This is a genomic window from Kangiella japonica (genome assembly GCF_039523535.1).
In the GTDB taxonomy this organism is placed as follows: domain Bacteria; phylum Pseudomonadota; class Gammaproteobacteria; order Enterobacterales; family Kangiellaceae; genus Kangiella; species Kangiella japonica.
In genome coordinates this window covers 1-10977 of sequence record NZ_BAAAFM010000002.1, presented here as the reverse complement: position 1 = coordinate 10977, position 10977 = coordinate 1, and the positions used below count along the sequence as shown (strand labels likewise).

8 protein-coding genes, 4 tRNA genes and 1 rRNA gene are annotated in these 10977 nt (G+C 43.4%); 11 read left to right on the top strand and 2 right to left on the bottom strand.

The annotated features are described in order from the left end of the window. Together rrf and ABD128_RS03490 are read left to right on the top strand one after the other, a co-directional pair. Positions 1 to 95 (top strand): 5S ribosomal RNA (gene rrf, locus ABD128_RS03495); the annotation flags it as partial. A gap of 830 nt (positions 96 to 925) precedes the next feature. After that, on the top strand, positions 926 to 2899 hold the full coding sequence (locus ABD128_RS03490) for an Ig-like domain-containing protein (RefSeq protein WP_343986609.1): 1974 nt from the start codon (positions 926 to 928) through the stop codon (positions 2897 to 2899). Between the two features lie 41 nt (positions 2900 to 2940). On the opposite strand, the gene ABD128_RS03485 is transcribed toward ABD128_RS03490, so the two are convergent. Next, a complete protein-coding gene (locus ABD128_RS03485) occupies positions 2941 to 4764 on the bottom strand; it encodes a DEAD/DEAH box helicase (RefSeq protein ID WP_343986606.1) in 1824 nt (607 codons plus the stop codon). Positions 4765 to 5016: 252 nt separating this feature from the next. On the opposite strand from ABD128_RS03485, the gene ABD128_RS03480 reads away from it, so the two are divergent. Next, positions 5017 to 5457 (top strand): hypothetical protein, encoded by a 441-nt coding sequence (locus ABD128_RS03480; protein WP_343986603.1) that lies wholly within the window; start codon positions 5017 to 5019, stop codon positions 5455 to 5457. An 80-nt stretch (positions 5458 to 5537) separates the two neighbouring features. On the opposite strand, the gene ABD128_RS03475 is transcribed toward ABD128_RS03480, so the two are convergent. Next, positions 5538 to 6842 (bottom strand): metal-dependent hydrolase family protein, encoded by a 1305-nt coding sequence (locus tag ABD128_RS03475; protein ID WP_343986601.1) that lies wholly within the window; start codon positions 6840 to 6842, stop codon positions 5538 to 5540. Positions 6843 to 7025: 183 nt separating this feature from the next. On the opposite strand from ABD128_RS03475, the gene murB reads away from it, so the two are divergent. The 8 genes from murB to ABD128_RS03435 all read left to right on the top strand — a co-directional run. Continuing rightward, on the top strand, positions 7026 to 8039 hold the full coding sequence (gene murB, locus ABD128_RS03470) for a UDP-N-acetylmuramate dehydrogenase (protein WP_343986598.1): 1014 nt from the start codon (positions 7026 to 7028) through the stop codon (positions 8037 to 8039). A 23-nt stretch (positions 8040 to 8062) separates the two neighbouring features. Further along, positions 8063 to 9046, top strand: coding sequence for a bifunctional biotin--[acetyl-CoA-carboxylase] ligase/biotin operon repressor BirA (gene birA, locus ABD128_RS03465; RefSeq protein WP_343986595.1), 984 nt, complete (start codon positions 8063 to 8065; stop codon positions 9044 to 9046). 2 nt (positions 9047 to 9048) lie between these two features. Then, positions 9049 to 9903, top strand: a complete 855-nt coding sequence (locus tag ABD128_RS03460) for a type III pantothenate kinase (RefSeq protein WP_343986592.1) — start codon at positions 9049 to 9051, stop codon at positions 9901 to 9903. A 145-nt stretch (positions 9904 to 10048) separates the two neighbouring features. Further along, a tRNA-Thr gene (locus ABD128_RS03455) sits at positions 10049 to 10124 on the top strand. A gap of 148 nt (positions 10125 to 10272) precedes the next feature. Further along, a tRNA-Tyr gene (locus ABD128_RS03450) sits at positions 10273 to 10356 on the top strand. Between the two features lie 169 nt (positions 10357 to 10525). Continuing rightward, positions 10526 to 10599 (top strand) — tRNA-Gly (locus tag ABD128_RS03445). A 5-nt stretch (positions 10600 to 10604) separates the two neighbouring features. After that, a tRNA-Thr gene (locus ABD128_RS03440) sits at positions 10605 to 10680 on the top strand. Positions 10681 to 10835: 155 nt separating this feature from the next. Continuing rightward, on the top strand, positions 10836 to 10977 hold a 142-nt coding region (locus tag ABD128_RS03435), incomplete at its 3' end, for a GTP-binding protein (protein ID WP_343986613.1).

Sequence of the window (10977 nt, the reverse complement as noted above, 5' to 3'; positions counted from 1 at the left end):
GAACCACCTGATCCCATGCCGAACTCAGAAGTGAAACGACTCATCGCCGATGGTAGTGTGGGGCTTCCCCATGTGAGAGTAGGTCATCGCCAAGCGCTTAACACCAAAGCCCTAGCAGCAATGCTAGGGCTTTTTTGTTACTTGTTCGAAAAGCTAATACCATATTACTTGGGCTCTCGCTGATATTACTCTTGGCAATATCTAGCACTTCCACCATCCCTGTTGGTCGTGTGACAAAATCGTCAGGAACGATTTTGAATGCCCAGCGAAGCGACGGCAGCCCTTTAGGGGGAGGGCAGGACTGCCCGAATAGAGTAGGTCATCATACCCAGGGGGGGAGACACTCCCCAGAACCTAAAGGGCACGTGAGCGTTTATACCAAAAAAACACCCGATGGTTTTTTTTATACCTGTTATTTACGAGTTAGCTCATATGTCTAGAACAGCAGATGCCATGCTGAAACCTAACAAATTTCTTAAGTATTAACGCCTTGCTCGGCTTAAGTGAGCATTTCATGCTTTATTATGATCTGAGGGAACTACTTTACCCTTGTCAACAAAAAGGTGCGGTCCCTCCCATACTTAAAAGAGTATGGGATCTCTCATACCTAAACTTAGTCGAAAAGTAGGTCTTTTTAATGCCTAGTATAAACTCTAAATATTAACTTAGTCCTCATAAAAAAGTTTTTACGGGCAAACAGTCTAACTGATAGATTTTGGAGGCTTAGCCTAGTATTTATTAACATATCAAAAGATAGGTTTGGTGTACCTCTTCTATATAATAGTCGTGGTGGAGTTTGGAATTATACCTAATATATACGTAGGGGGACTGTTTGTATTAACACGGTATAGATTAAGTTAGAATTCTAGACAACATACAAAGATAAATAATCTATTTTTTTAAAATTTAATCAAGGACATAGGCTATGTGTATTACTAGAGCTTCTCTTTCGGCGATTCTATTATTGCTGTGCTTTAAATTCTCTTCGGCAAATGCTAGGCCCTATATTGACTGGTCATTTTCTTATAATATTGGTTCAATGGGTTTTGTAATAAATGATAGCGAAAGTATTGAGCAAGATAAGATAGTATTTGTGGCATCAACTAGTAATCTTGACTATGATTCTAATGGGGACTTATTTATTACAGATGAAGGTGAAAGGAAGTTCGGGTTTGATAGAGTGCACATTAGTGAGCAGTTCTCAGACTGTGCTAAAAAAAATAAATGTACGCATATTCCGCATGGGATTATTATTGGACGTGTTAATTTAAGTACAAATAATGTCGAAGAGCTTACTTTAATTGGGATGACCAGCCCTGCAGGGGTTTATGATCTAGAACTTGATAATTACGGTCATATATATGTAGTAGGTTCATTACAAAGGCTTCAACAATCTAATTTAATAGAGTATTTTCCTGCAAGAAATACGCTCCCATCACATAACCCTTACGACCAGCACGAGCCTGGTTTTGTAGATAAAGGTCAAGAGGATGGCTTTATCATTAAATTAGATAAAACTGGAGAGTTATTAATTGCAAGTTATTACGGAGGAAGTGGTGAGGATAGAATAAATGAAATAGCAGTGACAAATACAGGCTACGCATTTGTGGGTAATACTTCCTCAATTGACCTTCATACGACAGGTGGCAGTGAGTATAAAGGCGAAGGTGATGGTTTCCTTACTGTGGTGGACTCAAATAATACAGTGATTCACTCAAGTTATGTGGGAGGGGCTAGTGGAGACGCGCTACAGACTTTAGAAGACTACGGTTCAAAAATAATATTTGGGGGCACAACAAGATCAAACATAGAAATGAGTCCTGATGCTTTTGATACATCATTATCAGGAGATGTAGACGGAGTAATAGGTTTCTATGAAAAAAAACTTAATAAGATTAATTATTTGTCATATTACGGACGAGAAGGAAATGAAGGCATTCAAAAAATACAAGCGATGGATAATGGAGACTTGTACCTAGGTGGGACGACAAACTCGCCCTCTCTTTCAATCGATGGAGTAACGAGTGGTTATTTAGGCCCATTTGTAGTCAAGATGAAGGGTATGCCTTTACGTCAAGTTAACAAATGGAGCTATTCTTATGAGCGGGTAACTGCAAGTATGGCAGATATGACTGTAGATTCAGATGGAAATATTGCTGTAGCAGCTAGCTGTATAGGTGGCGGACTGGTTTGCGCAATAGAATTCTACCCTCATTTTAATATGTTGCAAGAAACATCTGTTTATGAACAGGAGGCCTTTGACCGTGGGAGAACTTCTGCAAACTTCCAAAACCCTTCCATGCTTATTACATGGAGTCCTAGAAGTGGTTCCGAGCCATGGACTGCTTCATTCCTACCTAGCTTTACAGATAATATCTTAAGTATTAATTTTATGGAAAGTGGAGAGCTCTTGGTAAGTGGATTCACAAAGAATACTAGATTTATAGACACTACGCATAGCGTAAGAACTAGTGACTTCACTTTTGGAGCCTATTTGCTAACGATTAAATTAGGACAAATCAAAAACCAAAAACCAACACTCTCAAACGACTCCGTAACTGTGGATGTTGATGGAGAAGTAAATTTTTACCCGTTACAGAATGACTTAGATAGTGACGGTTATATCATAGAGAATTCATTCCATATTGTGGATTACCCGAAAAATGGGCAAATTTATGGACCCCACGATGGCAGAGTGACTTTTAAGCCCGATCTAAGTTATCAGGGAAAGGATTCTTTTACCTATAGGGTTCGAGATGATGCAGGAGAGTACGGTTTAAAAGCTACTGTATCAATCCAGGTCGGTGAAGCTAGTTCTAGTGGAGGCGATGGTTCAGCACCTGTGTGGTTATTGTTTATGTTGTTATTAACCTTTGCAGCTAGACGTTATTACAAGTAATAAAAAGGGCCTCTGTTGAGGCCTTTTTATTATCAGTTACGTTAAGCTTTTGGCTTACGCTTTTTAGCTTTCGGCTTACCTTTGTCTTTATCTTTAAACTTAGGTTTGCCTTTTCCGCCAGTAGAGCTTGGCTTACCATCTTGCTTGCCGATTGGTGCAAGTTGCATTGGTTTACCAGCAACACGTGCTTGAGCCAAGATTTTTTGCACTTCTTTTGGCATACCGGCTGGTAAGTCAACCGTTGTGAATTCGTCAAATAAGTCGATTCGGCCAATGTATTCACTGTCGATATCCGCTTCGTTGGCAATTGCACCAACAATGCTGCCGACTTTGACATCTTGATTACGTCCTAATTCAATGCGATAGCGCTCCATCTCAACATCAGGATGATCGGCAAGCGGTTGTGCTTCTGCTGAGAAGGTGTTCTCACGACGCGGACGCTCTTTCGTATTGCGATCGCGCTTTCTATCACCACGAGAGTCATTACGTGAATCACGACGGTCACTACCCCAATCATCTCGCTCTTTACGTTCTTTTCGTGGTTTTTCTTTAAGTAATAACTCGTCGCCTGCAGCCATTTTGGCTAGTGCAGCTGCTAGTTGAGGCCAGTCTTGATCATTGTCTTTAACATACTTTTCAACTAAATCGGTATAAAACTCAAGATCTTGGCTGGCAAGCGTTTCAGTAATTTTCGTTGCAAAACGTTCAACACGAGTTTCGTTAATCGCGTCGATTGTTGGCATGTACATTTCTTCGATTGGCTGATTCGTTGCGCGCTCAATTGCTTTCAGCATACGTTTTTCGCGATGTGCTACAAATAAAATAGCGTGGCCAGTCCGACCTGCACGGCCAGTACGGCCGATACGGTGTACGTATGATTCAGTGTCGTAAGGAATGTCGTAGTTAATAACATGACTGATACGCTCTACGTCAAGACCGCGGGCGGCAACGTCAGTAGCAAGTAATACGTCGATTTTACCACGCTTTAGTTTTTCTACGATTTTCTCGCGCGAGTTTTGTGCGATGTCACCGTTCAGGGCGTCCGCACGGAATCCGCGAGCATTCAATTTTTCAGCTAATTCCATCGTAGCTGTTTTGGTGCGCACGAAAATAATCATGCCATCGAACTCTTCAGTTTCAAGAATTCGAGTCAAAGCGTCTAGCTTGTGTAAGCCACTAACAAACCAATAGCGCTGGCTGATGGTTTTTGCAGTCGACGTTTTGGTTTCAATTTTAATATGCTCAGGCTTGTTAAGGTGCTTTTCAGCAACTTTACGAATCTGATTCGGCATCGTAGCCGAGAAGAGGGCAATTTGGCGCTGTTCTGGAGTGTGACCTAAGATCCACTCAACGTCATCGATAAAGCCCATACGAAGCATTTCATCAGCTTCGTCTAAAACTAGAGCCTTAAGGTTATCAAGTTTTAAAGTGCCGCGGCGGATATGATCCATAACACGACCAGGCGTACCAACAACGACTTGTGCGCCACGTTTGAGCTGGCGTAATTGTGTGTCGTAACGCTGACCACCATAAATTGGCAATATCGTAAACTGATCCATATGCTTGGCATAGGTTTGGCAAGCCTCAGCAACCTGGAGCGCTAACTCACGAGTTGGGGCTAAAACTAATACCTGAGTTGTACGATCTTTAGTGTTAATTTTTGAAAGTAACGGCAATGCGAATGCAGCCGTTTTACCCGTACCCGTTTGGGCCTGACCAATAATGTCACGGCCGGTCAACAATACAGGGATGCTGGCTTGTTGGATTGGGGACGGTTGTTCGTAGCCTACTTCTTGAATAGCTTTCAATACAGCAGGGGCAAGTTCCAGCTCTGAAAAGCTGGTAGGGGTGTTTTTAGATGTCATCAGAATACCTTAATTTTGCATGATGAGCGGAATGCTCAACGAAGCGTCGGTCAACTGATATACCCAACTAAAACCACAACACATTGCACAGAATATAAGAAAGGGAGTGCATGCGACCATTGCTTCGAATCGGCGACATTATACGCACAAAAATTAGTCAGTGTTAACTTAATTAGTAAAAGTTTTACAAAATTTAGTATAAAGTAGCTAAAAAGCATTGTAATTCAGTGGAATAGAGCTAAGGAAGATAATATGCGTTTGTGCTTAATTGGGGTGTTTTGTCTAATATTGAGCGCCTGTTGGCAGCAAGATGAAGTTATTTCTATTGAAAGTAATGGCGAAATGAAATGGTTAGTCATAGCTCATCCAGACTGGGAGTTTAGTTCACCCGAGAGTGTTGAAAAGGATTTACAAAACTATGTTGCAATGATGCGCGCAGCGGGTTGGTCGGTTCAAACAAAGGGCGAAGTTAAGGAATACAAAGATGTGGTCGTCGGTCTTCGAGGCAATATTAACGAGGTCACAAAGAAAACTGATTTTTACGAAATACACTCCATTCATCAAGCGTCTGTAAACATAGAGTTTTTATGTCCGGTAGTGGATGATTCGCGTATTAGGCGCTCTATTAAAGTTAAAGGTAGCAGTGCCAGTCCGATCGTGTGTAGTAAAGGAGTACAAACTTTAAGGTTTTAGGATAAAAAGCATGACAGTCAAAAGCGCAGGGCAACTATTACCCTGCGCTCTTTATTGGGCTGTTTATTCAACAGGCAATGTTACTGTTTGTAGACTGTACCTTCTTTCATCACAAAAGAAACGTTTTGTAGCAGCTTAATGTTTTCAATCGGGTTACCATCGACTGCAATAATATCCGCTAATTTGCCTTCTTTAATGACGCCAATCTTATCATTCTTAAGTAACTCTGCGGTTGTTAACGTTGCACTTTGGATAGCTTCCATTGCAGGCATGCCGGCTTCGACCATGTATTGGAATTCTTTGGCGTTATCACCATGTGCGGAAACGCCGCTGTCTGTGCCAAAGGCAATCTTTACGCCGTAATCATAAGCTTGAGCAAAGGTTTTTTGAATTTGTGGGCCTACCGCTCGAGCCTTAGGGCGGACAATTTCAGGGAAGAAACCATCGACCTCTGCTTTTTCTGCAACAAACTTACCGGCAATAATAGTTGGCACATAATAAGTACCATGCTTTTTCATGGCTTTCATCACGTCTTTTGACATGTAAGTTCCGTGCTCGATCGTGGTAATGCCTGCATTTACGGCACGAAGCATTCCTTCGTCACCATGTGCGTGTGCGGCTACGTGCATGCCGTAATCATTGGCAGTATCGATAACTGACTTTAGTTCTTCTTCCGTAAACTGTGGGTTTTGGCCACTTTTTGCCAAACTTAGAACACCGCCTGTTGCCGTGATTTTGATAAAGTCGGCGCCTTCTTTATAGTGCTGACGCACAGCTTTGCGGGCGTCTTTAACACTGTTTATAACGCCTTCTTTAGGCCCTGGGTCACCCATCAAGTCTGCATTGGTGCCATTCGTTGGATCAGCGTGTCCGCCAGTGGTGGCCAGTGATTTGCCGGCTGAATATATGCGTGGGCCAGAGACGATGCCTTGGTTAATGGCGTTGCGTAAGGAAATGGTGACGTTATATGAGTCGCCAGGGTTTCTTACCGTAGTAAACCCAGCCATCAAGGTTTTCATGCCAAAGTTTTGTGCGCTAAGAGCTAAATCCGCAGGGTTGAGCGTAAAACCTTCAATATATGACTTAGGATTCATTTCACCATCAAGATGCACGTGCATATCCATTAAGCCAGGCAGACAGGTTTTACTGCTAAGATCGACAATATCCGTTGCACTTGGGCGCGAACTGGTGACTGAGGTAATGGTGTTTCCTGTTACCTCGATGTAGCGCTCGGAGAGTAATTCGCCTTCGGCTGTATCGACGAGGTTTCCGCAATGTAACCAAGTATTTTCTTGAGCCTCACTAGACTCAGCGGCATGGCTATTGGAGCCAATGCTTAGTGCTGTGATGGTCGCAATAAGGGTTAATGGCGAGCTTATCTTCATGGGATTCCCCTTTTATATAATTATTTAGTCAGCCTAATCTAACGTTTTGTGCATGGAGTGGCAATCTCTGTGGTGGTCAATTTGTAACAATCTTTGACTGTGGATTGTTCGCTCTAGAGAAATAGTATTTCGGCTTTCTTCTGCTACAATGCAAAACATTCAAAAGCATTTGGACAAGGCTCTATGGCGCAATCACTAACCGCTTATAATACCTTTGGTATTGAAGCTAGCTGTGATCAACTTTTCCGTTTTCAAAGCGAACGAGAAATCCAAGACTGGTTGGCAGGTTTAACCATAGCCGCCGACAAATTCTTCGTGCTCGGTGGCGGTAGCAACTTGCTATTGCTGGATCATGTTCCTCTTACCTTCTTACAGGCGAATATTCAGCAGATTTCCTATCTAGAAAGTGGCGACGAAGTAACCGTAACTGCCGGCGCGGGTGTTAACTGGCATCAGCTAGTTTTAGATTCACTTGATAAAGGCTATTCGGGACTAGAGAACTTGTCGCTCATTCCAGGCAACGTAGGGGCAGCACCCATCCAAAATATTGGCGCTTATGGTGTTGAGCTTGAACAAAGATTTATCTCATTAAGTGCTGTCGATCTATATAGCGGAGAGCGACGAGTTTTTAGCCATGAGGAGTGTCAGTTCGGTTATCGTGACAGTATTTTCAAAGGGGAATTGCGCGGACGCTACATCATTACAGAAGTAACCTTGCGCTTGTATAAAAAGCCGCAGTTGGTGCTTACTTATGGTCCGCTTAAGAACTTGTTAGAGACTACAGAGAATCTTACTGCTAAAGATGTTAGCGATGAGGTGATTAAGATCCGTCAGAGCAAACTGCCCGATCCGAATAAACTGGGTAATGCGGGCTCGTTCTTTAAAAACCCAGTAGTGACCATCGAGCAATATCAAGAATTAAAGACAGGCTTTCCTAATATCGTTGCTTATCAAGTGAATGACTCGTATATGAAGTTAGCGGCGGGTTGGCTCATCGATCAGTGTGGCTTAAAAGGCTATCGCCACGGGGATGCTGGAGTTCATCAGCAGCAAGCGCTAGTCATGGTGAATCATGGTAACGCTAGCGGTAACGATATTTTAACGCTTGCAGGGCATGTTCGAGATACGGTTTTGAGTAAGTTTGGTGTTCGTCTGGAGCCTGAGGTGTGGATCATTGGGCAACAAGATGTATTTTAACTATTTCACAGCGAGCACTGGCCATGGCAGCTAAAGAACAGTCACAACATAAAGAACAGCAACTGACTGATATTATGCAGCTCTTGTCAGAGGGTGGCTTTTATTCCGGGCAGGCGATTGCCGATAAACTTGGTGTTAGTCGAGCCTATGTATGGAAGTTGATCCAGCAGTTGCAAGATTTAGGGCTTGGTATTGAGTCAGTGACGGGCAAGGGGTACCGACTCGAGCACCAGGTCGAGCTGTTAGACAAGGCATTATTAGAGAAAGCCTTAGGCGAATTCAGCTTAGATTTGCGTCTCATTACCAACTCCACCAATGAAAAACTCAAAGGCGAAGGCTTTGCCCATAATAAATTAGTGGTGGCAGAGTATCAGTCGGCTGGCCGCGGGCGACGTGGTAGACAGTGGGTGTCACCCTTAGCGAGTAACTTATATTGGTCATTGGGTTGGAAAACGCAATTACCCGTGCAACAGCTTGGCGGTCTAAGCTTAATTGTCGGTCTGGCCATTGTTAAGGCCTTAAATGAGTTAAACATCACTGGGGTCGAATTAAAGTGGCCTAACGATATTCGTTATCAAGGTCGTAAGCTTGGCGGTATCTTGGTCGAACTTTCTGGCGATATGGTGGGAGGGCTACAAGTTATCATCGGCGTAGGCCTCAATGTCCACATGGCAAGCAATGCCGCGGAAGCCATTGAGCAAGAATGGATAAATCTTCAAGAGTTAGAACCGACAATCAGTCGCCAGCAAGTGTTGATTACGGTGATGCAATGTTTGCAGTCTTATCTAGCGCATTTTTCTGAGTGTGGTTTTGAATCCTTTTTGCCAGAATGGCAAAACTATGATGAGTGTTACAATAAAAAGGTTGCCATATTGCAGGGGGAAGACGTCATTAACGGTATTGGCGCGGGTGTCGATGCTAATGGTGCTTTTTTATTGCAAACGGGTAAAGGCATCAAGCCGATTTATGCTGGTGAAGTTAGCTTAAGGTTTCGTGAGGATGCTTAGCTATGTTTCTATATATTGATCAAGGTAATAGCCGCTGTAAGTATGTGCTTACAAAGTCTGAAGAGCCTTTTAAAGAAGAGACTGCGGGAGCATGGAATAGTAAGGCAAGTAGCGCAGATGAGCTAAAAAAACACCTTGAGCAGTTTGCTGGCTTTAGAGTAAAGGCGGTGATCATCAGTAGTGTAGCGAGCCTAGAAGCAAAAAAAGTCTTCAAGCAAGCCTGCGAGAAAACCTTGGCTATAACTCCTGTTTTTGCCGAATCGACTAGTACCTATTCAGCTAAAGGCATCTCGCCATCAGGCAATAGCGCGCAATCGTCACGGACGCTAATAAATAGCTACGCAAATCCGCAAGCTCTTGGCGTCGATCGCTGGTTAGCTATGATTGCTGCGTTTGAAAGATGTCATACTGATTTTATGGTGATCGACGCTGGAACGGCGATTACAGCAGACTGGGTCAATGCGCAGGGTGTGCACCAAGGCGGGCATATCGTCGCCGGTAAAAAGTTATTGCAGCAATCATTGCTCGGTGAAACTGGTGGTATTGCCTGGAGTGCTAGTCACGATAATAAAGCCGAAGGCGACCTGTTTGGTCAGAATACGTCTGCCGCGGTGGCGCTCGGAGCCGATGTCATGGTGGAAGGTTATTGTCGTCAGCTGGTGAGGCAAATAATTTCAGCCTGTAAGGATGGTGAAAACAGCAATGATTTAGAAATATGGGTAACCGGAGGTGATGGGGTCGATGTTTTGCAATGGGTACAGCAAGAATTGCAACTATTAAACAAGCCATTTAAAGTAACCTTAGAGCCAAGGCTTGTTTTTTTAGGCTTAAATCATTGGTTTTCGGTGAATAAATAAACAATTTATCGAAAGAAATGAAAAAAATTGCCTGAATGCCAAAAAAAGTTGAAAAAAGCATTGCCAAAGCTAAATCAGATCGCTAAAATTCCGCCCACTTAACGACATCGGCCAAAAAGACACATCAGGCCTGTCTAGAAGTTAAGCCGACTTAGCTCAGTAGGTAGAGCAACTGACTTGTAATCAGTAGGTCGCCAGTTCGATTCCGGCAGTCGGCACCATTATTTTTGAGGGTTGCATATGCAGCCCTTTTTAAATGTGAGTTACTACACTCTTAAAGCTATACTATAAAGAGATTTATACTTGCATTTTCTCCAGCAAATTGGCATTATGCGCGCTCGCTTTGAGCAACGATGATGTTCAAATCTTGGAGGGGTTCCCGAGCGGCCAAAGGGATCAGACTGTAAATCTGACGCGAAAGCTTCGGAGGTTCGAATCCTCCCCCCTCCACCAAATAATTTCATCCTGCCTCATATGCTCTAGTCGCTGAAAAGCGAAGAAGAGTGGCTGGGTGAAGGCTTAAGTTGCACTAGCGCAATTTGAGTCACTATCGTTCTTGGTGCGGCGTAAACTTACTGTAGTTTATTGTTTTGCATTTTAAAGACACGGTAAACAGTTGAGCGCGGGTATAGTTCAACGGTAGAACCTCAGCCTTCCAAGCTGATGATGCGGGTTCGATTCCCGCTACCCGCTCCAATTTTGCCGATATAGCTCAGTAGGTAGAGCACTCCCTTGGTAAGGGAGAGGTCAGCAGTTCAAATCTGCTTATCGGCACCAGGCTTTGTCAGTCTTGCTATCTTCTCATTCAGAATCTATCAAGTTGGCAAAATTTAGGGTGCGAGGGTGCTAGTACGTGGTATCTTTGACGTACAACCCGGTGACACCCGTTTTAATATTGGAACTTAAAACGCGGAAATTCCGGGAGACTTAAAATGGCTAAAGAGAAATTTGAACGTAATAAGCCACACGTAAATGTTGGTACGATTGGTCACGTAGACCATGGTAAAACGACGTTGACTGCGGCGATCTGTACAGTATTAGCAAAAGTATACGGCGGTTCAGCTCAGGCTTTCG

Excerpts from the sequence above, each read along its gene's own strand:
- ABD128_RS03490 (WP_343986609.1), top strand. The coding sequence starts at position 926 with ATGTGTATTACTAGAGCTTCTCTTTCGGCGATTCTATTATTGCTGTGC.
- ABD128_RS03485 (WP_343986606.1), bottom strand. The coding sequence starts at position 4,764 with ATGACATCTAAAAACACCCCTACCAGCTTTTCAGAGCTGGAACTTGCC.
- ABD128_RS03480 (WP_343986603.1), top strand. The coding sequence starts at position 5,017 with ATGCGTTTGTGCTTAATTGGGGTGTTTTGTCTAATATTGAGCGCCTGT.
- ABD128_RS03475 (WP_343986601.1), bottom strand. The coding sequence starts at position 6,842 with ATGAAGATAAGCTCGCCATTAACCCTTATTGCGACCATCACAGCACTA.
- murB (WP_343986598.1), top strand. The coding sequence starts at position 7,026 with ATGGCGCAATCACTAACCGCTTATAATACCTTTGGTATTGAAGCTAGC.
- birA (WP_343986595.1), top strand. The coding sequence starts at position 8,063 with ATGGCAGCTAAAGAACAGTCACAACATAAAGAACAGCAACTGACTGAT.
- ABD128_RS03460 (WP_343986592.1), top strand. The coding sequence starts at position 9,049 with ATGTTTCTATATATTGATCAAGGTAATAGCCGCTGTAAGTATGTGCTT.